This window comes from Candidatus Pseudothioglobus sp. uisw_142, assembly GCF_059512465.1.
The window spans coordinates 541,656-557,621 of the sequence record NZ_CM183452.1 but is presented as its reverse complement, the minus strand read 5'-3'; the positions used below and the strand labels follow the sequence as shown (position 1 = coordinate 557,621).

13 protein-coding genes are annotated in these 15,966 nt (G+C 36.5%); 1 reads left to right on the top strand and 12 read right to left on the bottom strand.

The features are described from left to right. Nucleotides 1-18 precede the first annotated feature (18 nt). From AC5YGB_RS02795 to AC5YGB_RS02765, 7 genes are all read right to left on the bottom strand, one after another. Nucleotides 19-1,038, bottom strand: a complete 1,020-nt coding sequence (locus AC5YGB_RS02795; RefSeq protein WP_496137737.1) for an extracellular solute-binding protein — start codon at nucleotides 1,036-1,038, stop codon at nucleotides 19-21. Nucleotides 1,039-1,092: 54 nt separating this feature from the next. Beyond that, a complete protein-coding gene (locus tag AC5YGB_RS02790; protein ID WP_496137736.1) occupies nucleotides 1,093-1,974 on the bottom strand; it encodes a sterol desaturase family protein in 882 nt (293 codons plus the stop codon). Continuing rightward, entirely contained in the window at nucleotides 1,967-3,364 is a 1,398-nt protein-coding gene (locus tag AC5YGB_RS02785; RefSeq protein WP_496137735.1) for a DUF4856 domain-containing protein, read from the bottom strand. Before AC5YGB_RS02785 ends, AC5YGB_RS02790 begins: the two co-directional genes overlap by 8 nt. Nucleotides 3,365-3,449: 85 nt before the next feature. Beyond that, nucleotides 3,450-4,100 (bottom strand): ATP-binding cassette domain-containing protein, encoded by a 651-nt coding sequence (locus AC5YGB_RS02780; RefSeq protein WP_496137734.1) that lies wholly within the window; start codon nucleotides 4,098-4,100, stop codon nucleotides 3,450-3,452. A gap of 82 nt (nucleotides 4,101-4,182) precedes the next feature. After that, the gene (locus AC5YGB_RS02775; protein WP_496137733.1) at nucleotides 4,183-5,349 is read right to left on the bottom strand and encodes a M24 family metallopeptidase; all 1,167 of its coding nucleotides are present in this window, start codon (nucleotides 5,347-5,349) and stop codon (nucleotides 4,183-4,185) included. A 16-nt stretch (nucleotides 5,350-5,365) separates the two neighbouring features. Beyond that, complete coding sequence (locus AC5YGB_RS02770) at nucleotides 5,366-6,571, bottom strand: diaminopropionate ammonia-lyase (RefSeq protein ID WP_496137732.1); 1,206 nt, start codon at nucleotides 6,569-6,571, stop codon at nucleotides 5,366-5,368. 37 nt (nucleotides 6,572-6,608) lie between these two features. Then, a complete protein-coding gene (locus tag AC5YGB_RS02765; RefSeq protein WP_496137731.1) occupies nucleotides 6,609-7,481 on the bottom strand; it encodes an EamA family transporter in 873 nt (290 codons plus the stop codon). A 153-nt stretch (nucleotides 7,482-7,634) separates the two neighbouring features. Here AC5YGB_RS02765 and AC5YGB_RS02760 point away from each other — a divergent pair, with 153 nt between their 5' ends. Further along, nucleotides 7,635-9,629, top strand: coding sequence for a sodium-translocating pyrophosphatase (locus AC5YGB_RS02760; RefSeq protein WP_065353650.1), 1,995 nt, complete (start codon nucleotides 7,635-7,637; stop codon nucleotides 9,627-9,629). Between the two features lie 68 nt (nucleotides 9,630-9,697). On the opposite strand, the gene AC5YGB_RS02755 is transcribed toward AC5YGB_RS02760, so the two are convergent. Genes AC5YGB_RS02755 through AC5YGB_RS02735 form a run of 5 tightly spaced genes read right to left on the bottom strand, consistent with a single transcriptional unit; the run spans nucleotide 9,698 to nucleotide 15,865 of the window. Then, nucleotides 9,698-10,327: a methyltransferase domain-containing protein gene (locus tag AC5YGB_RS02755; RefSeq protein ID WP_496137730.1), complete on the bottom strand. Its 630-nt coding sequence runs from the start codon at nucleotides 10,325-10,327 to the stop codon at nucleotides 9,698-9,700. Between the two features lie 31 nt (nucleotides 10,328-10,358). Continuing rightward, the gene (locus AC5YGB_RS02750; protein ID WP_496137729.1) at nucleotides 10,359-11,810 is read right to left on the bottom strand and encodes a TrkH family potassium uptake protein; all 1,452 of its coding nucleotides are present in this window, start codon (nucleotides 11,808-11,810) and stop codon (nucleotides 10,359-10,361) included. Between the two features lie 34 nt (nucleotides 11,811-11,844). After that, nucleotides 11,845-13,218 carry a Trk system potassium transporter TrkA gene (trkA, locus tag AC5YGB_RS02745; protein ID WP_496137728.1) on the bottom strand — a complete coding sequence of 458 codons (1,374 nt, stop codon included), beginning with the start codon at nucleotides 13,216-13,218 and terminating at the stop codon, nucleotides 11,845-11,847. After that, on the bottom strand, nucleotides 13,215-13,790 hold the full coding sequence (locus AC5YGB_RS02740; protein WP_496137727.1) for a response regulator: 576 nt from the start codon (nucleotides 13,788-13,790) through the stop codon (nucleotides 13,215-13,217). Before AC5YGB_RS02740 ends, trkA begins: the two co-directional genes overlap by 4 nt. Continuing rightward, nucleotides 13,787-15,865, bottom strand: coding sequence for an ATP-binding protein (locus AC5YGB_RS02735; RefSeq protein ID WP_496137726.1), 2,079 nt, complete (start codon nucleotides 15,863-15,865; stop codon nucleotides 13,787-13,789). Before AC5YGB_RS02735 ends, AC5YGB_RS02740 begins: the two co-directional genes overlap by 4 nt. Between the last annotated feature and the right edge of the window lie 101 nt (nucleotides 15,866-15,966).

Genomic DNA, 15,966 nt, shown 5'->3' with positions numbered 1-15,966 from the left:
TATTTTTATACCTACATTTTATTTATAACCTTCTCTCTGCATTAGCGAAACGGATTCGGCTTGTTTTTCTCCTGCAACAGAAAGATTCATTTTATCCTGATTAAAATCTCCCCATACAGCAATCAAATTATCCGCTTTTAATTTTTGACTGGCAGGATACTCCTTGTTAAGTCCTACATAAATCTTTTGGGCTTCAATTGAGGACAAAAACTCTAAAAGCTCGAGTGCTTCTGATGGACTACTAGAGTGTTTTACAATGCCTGCACCAGAAATATTAACATGAGTCCCTGATGAGTCCTGGTTAGCCCAAAACAATTTAAGGGGTACATTTGGATCCTCAGCCTGAAGTCTTCCAAAATAGTAACTATTTACAATTCCAACATCACACTGTCCAGCTAAGATTGAGGTCATGATATGAACATCTTCTGCATGAGGTGTTGCAGCTAAGTTCTTTACCCACCCTTTTACTATCTCTGTCGTCTTTTCTATGCCATCATGATAGATTAAAGATGAAACTAATGATTTAGTATAAACCTTCTTACTCGTTCTCAAACAGAGCCTACCTTCCCATTTAGCATTTGCCAAATCTTGATAAGTACTAAGTTCATTTGGATCAACTCTTTCGGTACTATAAATTATAGTCCTTGCTCTAACAGACAATCCCGTCCAGAGGCCGTTTGGATCTCTAAGGTGAGAAGGAATATTACTTTCAATGAGTTCACTATCAGCAGCTTGAAATAAATTTTGCGTTGAAGCATACCAAAGATTTCCCGCATCTACAGTCATAAATATATCTGCCTTAGTTCTTTTGCCTTCTAGTTTGATACGTTCAATTAAAGCGCCACCTTTACCAGTAAGGTAAGCTACCTTAATGCCTGTTTTGGCCGTAAAAGCATCAAATAAAGGTTTAATTAAATGCTCTTTTCTGGTGCTATATACAGTTAGGTTTTCATCACTGGCCGCGATGACTGCAGATGAGATAGATACAGAAAATGTTGAAATCAACAATAATGATAGAATTGAAATTTTTCTAGTCAATTTATTACTCCAAAAAAGTTTGAATAAATTATAGTTGCTTTGCTGTAAAAAAAACTAAGACCCAAAAATTAAATTTTTAAGAGTATGAGATTTATCAGATTGCTCTTTTAGTCCAAATTCTATTTGCTGATTTTTTTCAGAAACAATACAACTTTTCCCAATATTATCCCATATTGAAAATATAGCACCAAAATTACAATCATAATGTTTAGGATTAGTCGAATGATGAAGTTGATGCTGGGCTGGAGAAATAAATACCTTTTCTAGCCAATTCCAATAACCTAGATTAATATGAGAATGCCTAAGATTGGAGCCAAATGCATGGAATAGGACAACAAATACACTTGAGCCAAAAATCTCAATTAATGACACATTGTTTGAAAAGAAAAAGAAACACACGCCAAGACATAAAGAATGAACAAGAACTGCACGCAAACTAAAAAGAATAGCTTCTATTGGATGTGTTCTAAGAACGGTTAATGGCGTTAAATTAGTTGCAGAATGATGCGCTTTATGAAACCTCCATAATAATGGAACTCGATGCATTAGTCGGTGTAATAGGTATCTTGAAAAATCATCCATAATTAATAAAACTGTCGTAAATATTAGCATTACCATCCATACTGGAAAAGACTCTGAAGGTCTACTAAAGAATAAATGCATATTTTCAAATATAAATATAGTAAGAGCCAACTGCCCAATAAGAATTGGTGCCAAAAGTTTTACAAAAAATTGATTTATCAGCATCAACTTATAGTCTGCAATAGCTGATCTAGAAAACCAAATTTTGGAATCAAAAAAACCACTGACAATGTTAATCAGTGGTTTTTTTTGAACCATCCTAAGCCAAATAATTGCTATGAATGCAGCGCTTATTAAATAGCCTATAAATAAGCGCTTCTCTGGATTTAGGAAATTTGCAAAAAAATCAGTCATTCTCCGCGCTTGATTTAGCTCCCAGAGATTTAACTAATTCAGACAAACCTGCTGTTTGATCATTTGATCTAGCAACTACACCAAACTCATCAACCATGAGGTTTTGAACTTTCAACATATGGACCATGTAACCACCCCAAGTCTCTGAATCACTCTGAACATACTCTCCATTTGAGTCGACACCAGTAACCTGTGTATTGCCTAGCAGAAGGGGACTATAGCCAATTAGACGATTTAGCTTAACAGATGTTGCACCCATATCTTTGCCAGCAACTTGAAGCGCTAGAGCAAAACCTTTAAGCTCACCCCAGTGCTTAGAATAGTTGCGCCATTCCTTAGCTACATCACCACCTGATTCAAGAATCGCTTCAATTTTCATCATATCTTTATATGTTGAGCCAGCGTACTTAAATACTGCCTCAGCAATTACTTTTTCCCAGTTAGTCTTAATCACCTGAGCATAAGCTTTAAGTTGATCGCGTTGTGAATCAGTTAGAGCCTTACCATCAGCTGCAACTAACATATCTCTTCCATCCATATAAGCACCTACAATGTCATGGAGGTAAGTTGTTTTACCACCCTTATCAAATGAAGATGCATAATAAGCATGGCCAAAAGCCATTTCTTTATAAAGATCTACTTTTCCGTCATAGTTGTAATCTGCAACCGTTACATCTTTCTGCTTAGCAATATCATAAACATTTTGAGCTGATAAAGTTAATGTATGAGATGGTGCGCCAAAGTAACCAAAAGCCTCATCCCAAACATGCTCTTTACCTGTGTATGCTGCACCATCTTTATATGGCTTATTGTTTGGCTTTGTATCTGCCTCAAGCTTTTCATCAAGATAATTATCGACTGCTTGATTATAAGTAACAGCACCCATCAAAAATTTAGATACTAATTGCGTATAGTCATATGCATGCGCAGCATCATATCCACCCTCAGAATCAGCAGCTTTTTCAAACATAAATTGAGCTACTTCGGGACCAGTCATATTGCCAGGCCAACCTGGAATTAAACCCTTATAAGTTTTTCCACTAAGATTTTTATTAGATAGCTCTCCAATAGTCGATTGCATAATAACAAAGTCACCCTTTGTAGCTGGTGCAATTATTGCTCTATTTGCATCATCTCCAGAGTAATAGTTTTGCATTGCACTCATATCACCTTTAGAAATTAATTTCTTGAGTGAGCTTTCAAGAGCATGTCTAGCCATTTGGCCTTTATATGAAGTTGAAGTTGTTGCACTTCCCGAGTAATCTTTTAATGTAATTGGAAAATCAGCATAAACATTTGATCTTGCAAATGAAGATGATGAAACCATAATTGCCGTTGATAGAACAACAGTCAATGGAACCGCTTTGGCGGTAAATCGCTTATTAAACATTGCTTATTCCTTAAAAAAAAAGTTAGAGTTATGGTGTTTCTTATTGCAAATGATAATCAATATCATTTGCATATGATACATATTTTCATTTAATAAGCAACTTCTTTTTATCAATTATTCCAACTTTATCTGCAAAGTTCTCTGCTTCAACCTCGTCATGAGTCACTAAGATCGATGTGACCCCAGCATTTTTAAGTATTTCTCTTACTTCTTTAACTAATTGATCGCGGTGTGACTTATCTAGACTAGAAAATGGCTCATCAAGAAGTAAAAGTTTTGGTGAAGTTGCAAGAGAGCGAGCAAGTGAAACTCTTTGTTGCTCACCTCCAGAGAGTTGGTGTGGATACTTTTCTTCGATGCCTTGAAGGCTAATCAATTCAAGGAGTTCTTTTACTCTTTGATTTTTTTCAATTTTTGTAAGTTGATTTATTCCAAAACTAATATTTTGAAAAACTGTCATATGGGGAAAAAGTGCATAATCCTGAAAAACCATTCCAATCTCTCTCGATTCAGGCTTTACCGAATGATTACCATCATCACTCAAAGAATTTCCATCAAGAGCAACTGAACCTAGTTGAGCGCCTTCTAATCCTGCAATAAACCTAAGAGCAGAACTTTTTCCACTACCACTCTCTCCTAAAAGGGCAAAAATATCACCACTTTCTAGATCCAGATTGAATCCATCTAGAACGTGATTTTCATCAAAGGAGATCGATAAATTACTAACACTTAACATTTTTAAATACAAATAATAATGATTCTCATTATTATATAAGGTTTGGATTTAAAATGCAGGTTTTTAAAGGAACATATTTAGCTTACTGAATTATTGGTAATTCCTCTGCTGCCCTTATACTGAGCCACTCAGGTCCATTTTCGGTAATGACAATATTTTCCTCATGAACCATCTCTTTTCCTGGAAGGAATGCCATGCCTGGCTCGAGTGTTAGCACAACTCCAGGCTCAAGAATAGTATTATCAGTCTGCGTGTTGGAGGGCCATTCTGTTAGCTGCATGCCTAATCCATGGCCTAACCTTCCAACAGTGTTCCCTAGTGCGCCACCTTTTTGAAGAACATCATTCATTGCATTGAATATATCTGAGGTAGTATTTCCTACTTGAGCTGCATTAAACCCAGCCTCAGTTGCCTCATAGGTTACCCTGTATGCTTTTTTGGCTTCATCACTTATTGACCCAAAGGCATAGTTTCTGTCAAAGTCACAATAGTAACTATCAAAAACTGAACCAGTATCAATGATAAATAAATCGCCCTCTTCTATGATCTTGTCCGTTGGACCCATAATTATTGAGCCATACCCTTCTTGTCCTGAACCAGAAACGATATAGGGCGAGTCATCGACACCTAATTCCAACAGATGTTGTTTAAAGCGCCTACAATTTTCTTGCTCACTTTCACCCGCACGAAGAAAGTCCTCTAAATCAATAAAGCCTTGAGAAGTAATCTGGCATATGTGTCTAATTTTAGCTATTTCTGCCTCTGACTTCACAAAACGAACTTTTCGCATGATTGTGTTAGCATCTTTAATCTCGATTCCTCTAAGATTACTGATTAAAAACTCATAGTCTTCTAGAGGCATTCGCAAAGTACTCTCCAGAGTTTTTGGGACGCCCAAAGATTTATAATTCACCATTAATGGTTTAATCGATGCTAGAAGAAGACTAATACCGTCATCATCTGGGTTTGGTGACATCCAAGTCTGTATATCATCGATCCAAGTTTCCTTCATACCAGACTCACCAATTGTTGGAATTATTGCCTTTGGTTTCCCAGTACTAGGTATTAAAACGAACCAGGGCCTCGTTGGGCTTTGAAAAAATTGAGATTTAAAGCCAGTGTAGTATTCTATATCAACTTGCGTAGTCAATAAAATTGCATCCATTTTTGCATCAAACATTAACTTTTGGATCTTGCCGAGTCTATTCTCATATTCAGCAGTTTCAAATCCTCTTTTAGGGATATTCATTTTTTCTCCTTTGAAACTAGGGGGCGCTTAATACTTGTTCTGATGACCTTCCAACTAATTGTTCATACATTTCTTCATCAGTGTCACCCTCTGTCCCAAAAAAAAGAATTTTTGAGTTTTCGTTAATCATTAGCTTTGATTTAAGGTCACTATCATTGCAAGCAATAAGAAAACCAGCTAAACCCGTTACAGCAGACTCACCAGCCACAATAGGCGTTTCTCTGTTAGCTAGCAGTTGCATTGTTTTAGGAATAGACTCATCTGTAATAGTCATAAAATGTGAGGTATAGCTTTCTAGTATAGACCAGGCCAAAACTGAAACTTCTCCGCAAGCAAGCCCTGCCATAATAGTATCTAATTCACCATGCACGGCAGTTGGCTCTCCATTAACTGCACTTTGAAATAAACAGTCCGCATTAACGGGCTCAACAACTATAAATATTGGTGGACATTCAAGACTCTCTACCAAAAAAGAGACTACGGCTGATGGAAAACCTCCAACACCTCCCTGAAGAAACACATGGGTTGGAGTTTCACCCATTTGTTTGAGAGCCTCATCAACCATTACAGTGTAGCCCTGCATCACATCCTTTGGGATGTCTGTGTAACCTTCATAAGAAGTATCAGATACGACAGTATAGTTATTAGATTCAGCAACTTCAGCAGCAATTCGAACCGAGTCATCATAGTTTCCTTTAATTCGATTAACTAGAGCACCATACTTAGCTATCGCTTTCTCTCTTCCTATACTCACATTTCTATGAATATAAATCTCACAATTACAACCAAACTGCTGAGCTCCCCATGCAACTGATCTTCCATGATTTCCATCTGTTGCACAACAAACTGTAAATTTTGATGTTTCGTCTTTATAGATTCCAGAAATTAGGTCTGATGAGTTAGCATTAATGCCAAGCTCTTTTAGTTTTTTTATCAAAAGGTTTGCAACCGCATAGGCACCGCCAAGAGCCTTAAAACTTTTAAGAGAAAAGCGTGGATTTTCATCTTTATATAAAATCGATGTCACGCCTGTTTCTCCTGCCATATCAGAAAAAGAATGTAATGGGGTCGGTTTGTAATTATCCCAAGATGTGATTTCCTTATTTGCAAGCTCGAAACCCTTTAAGCTAAGAATGTGTTGATGCTTATATTCAAAATTCTTCGCACTTGGATTTTTGAAATGCGAGAATGGTAATAAAAAGTCACTGTAACTATTTGTCATATTATTTTCTAGTCCTTTGAGAGGCTCAGATTGTACCTTATACCTCAGAATTGTTGTTTTGTTTTAATTGTCTTTTTTCGATTGTAATTGAAGCAATTGCCACCAATATTACACCGATGCCTTGTATGAAAGTGATAGCATCTAGGTAAGCTATAAAACCAAAGATTAAAACAAGTAGTGGCTCCGTGTAACCAATATTTGCTGTTCTGACTGGACCATACTTTTTTACTGAAATGTGATAGAAGAGCATGCCAGTTGCAAAAAAAACGCCTGAAACAAGCGATAGGATTAAAGCTTGATTACTTGGCCAGTAGAAACTTGTTTTATTTAAAAACAGGTATAGAAATCCAAGGGCAGGAATGAGCGTAGTATATTTGACAATCTCCCAATTCTTTAAGGCACTCATTTTTGGAGTAATAATCAAAATTAAAGAATATGAAATCGCTGAAAGTATCGCCAAAACTATACCAATAGCCATTGTGTAAAAGCCATCTTCACTCTGAGATATTGCAGCAATTCCAATTATTGCCAGCAAAAACATAAGTATCGTTGAAACATCTAGCTTCCTTCGGCTATTAAGTGAAACAATTAAATACGTAATTAAAGGATAGGTAAAAAGAACAACACTTGCTAAACCCACTGACATATATTTTACTGCTTCAACATAAAGCCAGGATTGAATACCAAACAAGAAAGAGAGGATTAATAACCAGAGACCTAATTTTTGCTGCTTGATTTTATTGTATGAAAATAAACTTTTAGTTATAACTAATGACGTAAAAAAAGTTGTACCAAAACGAATAAATAAAAACAGAAATACACTAACCTCTAAAGTATAAATGAGAGGAATCATGCTAACATTAAGCGCATAAAACAAGGAGGATAAAAGTGCAAAACGAATTACAAACATTTGGACCTTATACAACAATAAATTAGAAATTTAATTTTATAAGATATATTTAATGCAAATTTAGTTCATTTCACTTCAAATTAAGGTTTTTTTTTCCACTTTTTAAGCACTTTAGGATATCATTGCCGCTTCATTTTATTTAAAGGAGAAGAAATGAATTTTGATCAAAATTTAATAGCGCCTGGACTCGGTGTTTTAGGCTTGATTATCGTAGTTATTATCTATCAGTGGATAACAAAACAAGATGGTGGCAGCGGCGCCGTTAAAAAAATTGGTGAACAAATTCATATTGGCGCGATTGTATTTATGAAGCGCGAATATAAAATGCTTAGTATCTTTGCATTAGTTCTTTTAGTCCTTCTCTATATCTTCCTTGGTGCAGCTAGTGCATTATGTTTCCTTGTTGGAGCTGTAACATCTGCAACTGCAGGGTATATTGGTATGAATACAGCCACTATTGCTAACGTTAGAACAGCCCAAGCAGCTCATGACAAAGGAAGTGCCTCTGCTTTGACTGTTGCATTCTTTGGTGGCTCAGTTATGGGTTTATCTGTTGCTGCTTTAGGTCTTTTAGGGTTAGGCGGATTATATTACTTTTTTGGCGCAGAGCACTCTGAAGCACTTCATGGTTTCGCGATGGGTGGCTCAGTAGTAGCATTATTCTCTCGTGTTGGTGGTGGAATCTTTACTAAGAGTGCTGATGTTGGCGCCGACCTTGTTGGAAAATTAGAAGCAGGAATCCCAGAGGATGATCCTCGCAATCCTGCGGTTATCGCTGATAATGTTGGAGATAACGTTGGTGATATTGCTGGTATGGGCTCAGATATCTTTGAGTCTTACTGTGGATCCATGATTGCTACAATTGCAATTGCAGCAACAATAGCTGTAGACTCACTTGGTGGTAATAGAAGTGAGCTTATGTTCTTACCTCTTGCCTTAGCATCACTTGGACTGGTTTGCTCAGTGATTGGAATCATATTTGTTAAGCTTTCTTCGAATAAATCCCCAGAATCTGCTCTAAGAATGGGAACTATAGGTTCAGCTTTATTATTCATCGTTACTTCATTCTTTTTAATTGACTATTTAGATGTCTCAAATAATATTTGGGCAGCTGTGTTAATGGGAAGTATTGGTGGAATTATTATTGGACTTGTAACCGAATACTACACTGCTGGAAAACCAATCAGAGACATTGCTGAATCAGGAAAGACTGGTGCTGCTACCGTTATGATTAAAGGATTGGCAGTTGGAATGCAGTCTGTAGTCATTCCAGTTCTAATGATTTGTGTCATTATTTACGTATCTAATCTTTTTGTTGGTTTATATGGAGTAGGTATTGCAGCTATTGGAATGCTTGCGACTGTTGGCATGACTATGGCTATTGATGCTTATGGGCCAATTGCAGATAATGCTGGCGGCATTGCAGAAATGGCTGGCCTTGGTGAAGATACTCGTAAAATTACTGATTCACTTGATGAGCTTGGTAATACGACTGCAGCAATTGGAAAAGGTTTTGCAATTGGAGCAGCTGCACTTGCAGCCCTTGCAATTATCACAGCATATACAGAAACTGTTAGCGCGAACAAAGTAGACTTTTTACTTCAGCTCAACAGTGCTGAAGTATTAATTGGTTTATTTATTGGTGGAACCATTCCATTTTTAATTGCTTCTCTTACAATGACTGCTGTTGGTGATGCCGCTTTTGAAATGATTGAAGAGGTAAGAAGACAGTTCAAAGAAATCAAAGGTCTGCTTGAAGGTAAAGCTGAGCCTGATACAGCTAAATGTGTCGATATTGCTACGACAGCCGCACTTAAAAAAATGATTCTTCCAGGTGTAATAGCTGTCGCTGCTCCAGTTTTAGTAGGCTTCTTAATTAGTCCTGAAGCACTCGGCGGAATGCTTGGTGGCGCCCTTCTTGGTTGCGTCCTAATGGCCCTCATGATGGCTAATGCTGGTGGTGCTTGGGATAACGCTAAAAAGCATGTTGAAAAGGGTAACTTTGGTGGCAAAGGTACAGACGTTCACACTGCAACTGTTGTTGGTGATACAGTTGGTGATCCCTTCAAGGATACCTCTGGCCCATCAATGAACATTCTTATCAATGTGATGGCAATTGTTAGTTTAGTTATTGCACCGCTACTGTAAGAAATTGATAATTTCAGCCTCACTCAAAGTGGGGCTGATCATTAATCATAGTATCAAAAAACTTTCATTTATTTTTTTCTAAATACCGTGATAATTACTTTGTCACTGCCATGATCTTTATCTAGATTGTTACCATAAACGCTTACTTCATGAAAGTTAGGCTTAGTTATACTTTTTTCAATCTCTAGAATTTTTTTATCAAATCCAGCTTTTTTATATAACTGATAATGAATTGTAAAAATAAAAAGACCGCCAGACCTCGTGACTCTTAATAGTTCATCTAGCACATCTGGCCCGACATGACCATGGGTAAAGGTGCCAGCGCTTACAATTGCACCATAATGATTATCATTGATTGATAATCTTTTGGTAAGGTCTGCCTCAATTATTTTTGAATAGCAATTTTTTAATCTAGCAATATTTAGCATTTCAGGAGAAATATCAATAGCATCTATTTCTCTTGAGCTTTCATTTAAGCACTCTCCAACAAGTCCTGTTCCTGCTCCAACATCTAGAATTGGAGTGTCTTTATGATTGGAATATTTATCAAAATATTTAGCTATCTCTATGGGAGAGCGGTAGTCATTTTGTTTAGCAAAATCTCTATCGTATGTCGACGCCCAACTTCTATATAGGTTTATAGAGTCTTCAGGAGTCTTGATTGAATATGCATCTTTTACATCTTTTTTTTCTGACATACAATTCTAATAATTTCAATATTAATCTGAGCTATTGCCTCCAGAATGCTTTATGGAAAATGGCAATAATTGTTAATACTTCAAGTCTTCCAACAAGCATTGAAAAACTTAAAATCCACTTAGCAGTATCGCCAAGTGAGCCATAGTTTTGTGCAACCTCTCCTAACCCTGGACCTAGGTTATTCATTGTCGCTGCGGTTGCAGAATAAGCTGTGACCTGATCTAAGCCAGCAAACATGAGTAGCATCAAAATAAGGAAAAAAGTAATCGCATAAAGTGAAAAGAAGCCAAGCACAGAAACTAAAGCCTTTTCATTAATGCTTCCACCATTTAACTTAACACTTACCTGGGCATTAGGGCGAATGAACTTATGTATCTCTTTCATTCCCAACCTGAACATTACAAGGATTCGAATAACTTTAATTCCTCCTCCTGTCGAGCCAACACAAGCACCGATAAAGCTCATCATTATTAGAAAAACAGGGATAGCTGCTGGCCAACTACTAAAACTCTGAGAGGTGTATCCAGTTGTTGTAGCAATCGAAATTGTTTGAAAAAGACTATGCCTAATAGTTTCAATAGAAGAGCCATACTCTGAGTTTAAACCTAGGGCAATAATAACAATAATTGATGAAACAAAAAGCACCATCGCATATGTCTTAAATTCGGAGTCTTTAATATAATCTATTAATGACTTATTATTCCAAGCAAGAAAGTGCAATGAGAAGTTTATGCCCGCTAAAAACATAAAAAACATAGCAACCATCTCTATTGAGATCGAATTAAAGTAACCAATTGAGGCATCATGAGTTGAAAATCCACCAATGGCAACAGTACTAAAGCTATGACTAACAGCATCAAAAATAGTCATTCCTGATAAAAAATACCCTAATGCACACAAAACTGTCAAAGACAGATAAATTTTCCAAAGTGCAATTGCTGTATTTCTAAGTTTCGGAGTAAGTCTATCTTTTGCAATACCACTTGACTCTGCATGATAAAGCTCCATTCCACCAACACCCAGTAAAGGCAATACTGCAACCGCTAAAACAATAATTCCCATACCTCCAAGCCACTGAAGTTGTTGCCTATAGAACAAAATGCTTTTAGGCAAATCATCCAGTTGACTCATGACCGTTGCTCCTGTTGTAGTCAGTCCAGACATGGATTCAAAGAACGCATCAGAAAAGGAAAGATTACTAATAGAGTCTGTAATTAAGAATGGGAGAGTTCCAAAAAGAGATAAAACAATCCAAAAGCACACAACGATTAAAACGCCCTCTCTGAGCCGGAAATCTTTTTTAGTATTCTTAAAGGGCCACCAGAGAATCAAGCCGCCCAATCCAGTTAAAGCAAATGACAATAGGAAAGAGAAATACTCACCTTCAGAATAAATTAAATCGATAATGATTGGCGGCACTTGGGCAAAACTAAAGACCATTAGGAGAAGGCCAATAGTTTTAGCAACGATACTTAACTGCATTTAATTTTCACCTTTAAAGTAAGCTTTCTTGAAATTATTGCTCACTCTCTAAGAAAAGAGCCTCAACTTCATGAATCTTTCGAACGTCCATTAACACCATTAAAATATGGTCTCCTGATTCAATCACCAATTTTTTAGAGCCCATTAACAGCTCATTATCTCTAACTACAGCGCCTACAACAACCCCTTCTGGCAATGATAAATCTTTAATTTGAACTCCAACCACCGCTGACGTTTTTTCATCGCCATGAACTACAATTTCAATTGCTTCGGATTTTCCATGCTGAAGCGAATGAACCTTCATACAGTCTCCCTTTCTTAGGTGAGACAAGATACCACTAACTGTAATTTGATCTGGCGACACAATAATATCAACATCTCCACTTTGCTCAGCAAGGGAAGCGTATACGTCCCTCTTTACTAGCGCAATTGTTTTATGGGCACCAAGACGCTTTGCAAGAATGGAAACAATTACATTAACCTCATCAGAATCAGTCAGAGCTAGAAATAAATCAGTATTTTCAATACCTTCATCTTTAAGCAAATCTTCATCTGAAGCACTTCCTTGAAGAACAAGGGTGTTGTTTAATTTTTCACTTAAATATTTAGCTCTCTCCTCTGATAGCTCTATGATTCTGATATTGTGAGTTTCTTCAAGAAGTTTAGCAACGTTAAGACCAATACTTCCACCACCGGCAATAAAGATTTTTTGATAATTATTTTCAGCCCTTCTAAACTCTTTGAGGGCCCTTGAAATATGATTTTTTTTCGCAAGAAAATAAACCTGATCGCCCTCTCTAATGACTGTATCACTTTTAGCAGGAATTGCCCTTTCATTTCTGTAAAGACTAACGATGCGTATTTTGACATCAGGCATGTGTTCATGGAGCTCTTTAATAGGTCTATTGACGATTGGTGTTCCAATAAATGCTCTTGTCTCTACCAATTGAACCAAGCCATTCTCAAAGTCAAAAACCTGAGAGGCTCCAGGCTCTTCTACAATTCCCTGAATGTATTCTGTAATTAGATTCTCAGGAGTAATTAAGAAGTCTATAGGTAAGGCATCATTGGAGAATATTTCTGGCCTAAGAAGATATTCAGTAGTTCTTATCCTTGCAATTTTTTTCTTAACATCATATAGAGTGTGAGCCATCCTACAAGCTACCATGTTTCTTTCATCAGAATTCATTACAGCAATGACCACGTCCATCGATTTAATACCCGCCTTCTCAAGAATACTCGGATATGCGCCATAACCAATAACTGTTTTAATATCTAAGTGTCTTTGCAAAGGAGTCAGCATTTCTTCCTTTTGATCAACGATTGTTATATCGTTATCATCGTCTAGACAAAGATATCTCGCTAGCGTTGAGCCAACTTGACCAGCACCAAGAATTAATATTTTCATTTTTTATCGATTCCTAAATCTTTAAGTTTTCTATAAAGCGTTGTCCGCTCTAGGCCAGCAATTTCTGCCACTACAGCAATATTGTTATCGTTAGAAGATAGATGGTGAAGTAGGTACTGACTTTCAAAGATATTTCTCGCTTCTTTTAGTTTTAAGGAGAAATCGATCCCGCTGACATGTTGAACCTCTTGCTCAGGCTCTTCAAGCGTCATGATATTTCTTAATATTGGTAAAAAGTCGTGAAGTGGCTTTTTTAGAAAGTCAACTGCTCCAAGCTTCATTGCTCTTACTATGTCACTTGGCTCCGCATGGCCAGACATCATAACTACAGGAGTATTAAAACCCTCAGAATGCCACTCAGACAATAAGGAAATTCCATCCTGACCTGGCATCCAAACATCCATTAGAATTAAATCAAAATCATTTGCTGCAAGGACTGCTTTGGCCTCAGCAGAACTTCTAGCGAGCATAGTTGTATAACTGACATCCTCAAGGATGTCTTTTATTATTTCGGTATTATCCTTTTCATCATCGATGATTAAAATTTTTCCGAATGTAGAGTCTTCTTTCATTTCGTCCCCTTTGGATTCTCAATTATACTTAATTCAATAGTTACTCTAGCACCATGGGGTTTTACATTACTTGCAAATATTTGGCCATCATGCTGCTCAATAATATTTTGAACGATTGCAAGTCCTAAACCACCACTCTTCTCTTTTGTAGTTATATAAGGCTCAAAAACTTGGTCAATGATATCATTTGGGAAGCCTTTACCGTCATCAGTAATTGTTAATTGAACCAAGCCATCCTTTTCCTTAAAAATTGATTTAATATTTATATTTAACTGTGTTTTTTCTTGCTTCGCTTCTATAGCATTTTTAATGAGGTTTATTAGAACTCTAGAGATAGCATCTTTATCAAGTTGAAGCTGAGGTAAGTCGCCACTTAGATCAAGGTCTACCCTCACTCCATCATGATTATCATAAAGAGAGGCTGATTTGTTAATCAGCATATTTAATGATGATGAAGTCTTTTGAATTTCTGGCGTGTTAGCATAATTAGCAAAAGCACTAACCATTGAATCCATCGATGCTACTTGATCCATAATGGTTTGAGTTGTTTTATCGATAATAGCTGCATCTTTCGTTTCAAGTTTCTCTAAAAATAAATTTCTAAGCCTTTGTGCTGACAACAGAATAGGAGTTAATGGATTTTTAATTTCATGCGCCATTCGAACTGCCACTTCACCCCAAGCAGCCTTCTTTTGCGCTCTATTAAGTTTTGAAATATCATTGATGATAATGACATAACCCAGTGATTTATTTTCCACATCAAGGACTGAGCCTTGGCAATAGAGAAGCCGAACTCTATCATTAAGCGTTAACTCAATCTCATGACTCCATTCCATAGAATCTTTCTCAATCTTATCTTGAATGTAAGAAAAAAGTGGACTTAGATTTTGGTGCACCTGCACTATAGAGTCATAAGACTGACCATTAAAAATGGACTCATCACCAATCTGCAACATTTTCCCTACAACTGGATTAATGATTTGAATTTTCTTATCTTTATTTAGGGCAATAACGCCAAAGGAATACTTAAGAATTGTTTCAAGATAAAGATTGTGAGTATCAAGCCCCTCCCTTGAGAGTTTAATTCGCTTACTCATTTCGTTAAAATGAACAATTAGATCATGCATATCTTTATGCTTAGGGTCCTGCTCAATCTCAACATCATAGTTACCTGAAGAAATCTCTCTTGTAGCTATAGACAAATTATGCATTGGCTTCATAAGCTGATCAATCATCCTCAGAACAATTAAAAGCGCACTCAAAACTGATAGTAAGATTGTTGAGGTAAAGTCAATCAAAAACCTCGTTTTAATTATGGATGAGTTCAATGTTAACTCAGCATCTTTCGCTGCATCACGAAAACGCGTCATTCTTGAAGTTAAGCTATCAATGTTGATATCTGGAGCAAAATGAGCAATCAATGTAAACTCATCCGTTGAGGCCGTATAACCATCATTCATACAGTTCGTTGCTGGTCTTTTACTTGAGGCAGCAAGATTCATTTGACTATCATAAAGTTTTAATTCACAGGCCCAAAAATCACTTGTTAAAAGAGCTAAAACAGCTTGCATTCTTTCATTTGAAGCTCTTGGCGCATCAAAATAGTTAACTAATTTCCCAATATTTCGTATTCGATCTTCATAATACTTAATTGCAACATTATTTGTATTTCGATAAAGCTCATCAACTTCTCCCCCAACTTTCAAATTAAACTCATCAAACTGATTCTCTGCAATTTGAAGGTTATCTCTAATTGATCCAAATGAAAAAAGATAAAAAGAAAGAACTGGCAGTAAAACGAGAACTGGAACAATTTTTATAAAAGACCAGGTGAACCTTGAACCAATAACACCCTCTTGCGTATTTTGTTTTAACTTTCTCATTGACAGAGAAATATAATAAGTCGCAACCAAACTCATCAATATGTTAAAACCAACTAAAAGTAAATACCATTTCTCTATGAGCTCAGCATTAAGCCCAAGATAAAACATTCCAAAGAATGAAATCAAGAAAACGCCTATCCAAAATAAAGCACGAGGAGCCTCTCTTAAAGAAAACGCCTGATTAAGCAACATAAATTTTGTTAACCAAATAATAAATTCTCTCGATTATCTCATAAATGAAATATTACTATCACAAGTTGTTGATAAAATACAACAACTCATTTATGTAATTA

Excerpts from the sequence above, each read along its gene's own strand:
- AC5YGB_RS02780 (WP_496137734.1), bottom strand. The coding sequence starts at position 4,100 with ATGTTAAGTGTTAGTAATTTATCGATCTCCTTTGATGAAAATCACGTT.
- AC5YGB_RS02775 (WP_496137733.1), bottom strand. The coding sequence starts at position 5,349 with ATGAATATCCCTAAAAGAGGATTTGAAACTGCTGAATATGAGAATAGA.
- AC5YGB_RS02765 (WP_496137731.1), bottom strand. The coding sequence starts at position 7,481 with ATGTTTGTAATTCGTTTTGCACTTTTATCCTCCTTGTTTTATGCGCTT.
- AC5YGB_RS02770 (WP_496137732.1), bottom strand. The coding sequence starts at position 6,571 with ATGACAAATAGTTACAGTGACTTTTTATTACCATTCTCGCATTTCAAA.
- AC5YGB_RS02760 (WP_065353650.1), top strand. The coding sequence starts at position 7,635 with ATGAATTTTGATCAAAATTTAATAGCGCCTGGACTCGGTGTTTTAGGC.
- trkA (WP_496137728.1), bottom strand. The coding sequence starts at position 13,218 with ATGAAAATATTAATTCTTGGTGCTGGTCAAGTTGGCTCAACGCTAGCG.
- AC5YGB_RS02735 (WP_496137726.1), bottom strand. The coding sequence starts at position 15,865 with ATGTTGCTTAATCAGGCGTTTTCTTTAAGAGAGGCTCCTCGTGCTTTA.
- AC5YGB_RS02790 (WP_496137736.1), bottom strand. The coding sequence starts at position 1,974 with ATGACTGATTTTTTTGCAAATTTCCTAAATCCAGAGAAGCGCTTATTT.
- AC5YGB_RS02750 (WP_496137729.1), bottom strand. The coding sequence starts at position 11,810 with ATGCAGTTAAGTATCGTTGCTAAAACTATTGGCCTTCTCCTAATGGTC.
- AC5YGB_RS02740 (WP_496137727.1), bottom strand. The coding sequence starts at position 13,790 with ATGAAAGAAGACTCTACATTCGGAAAAATTTTAATCATCGATGATGAA.
- AC5YGB_RS02785 (WP_496137735.1), bottom strand. The coding sequence starts at position 3,364 with ATGTTTAATAAGCGATTTACCGCCAAAGCGGTTCCATTGACTGTTGTT.
- AC5YGB_RS02755 (WP_496137730.1), bottom strand. The coding sequence starts at position 10,327 with ATGTCAGAAAAAAAAGATGTAAAAGATGCATATTCAATCAAGACTCCT.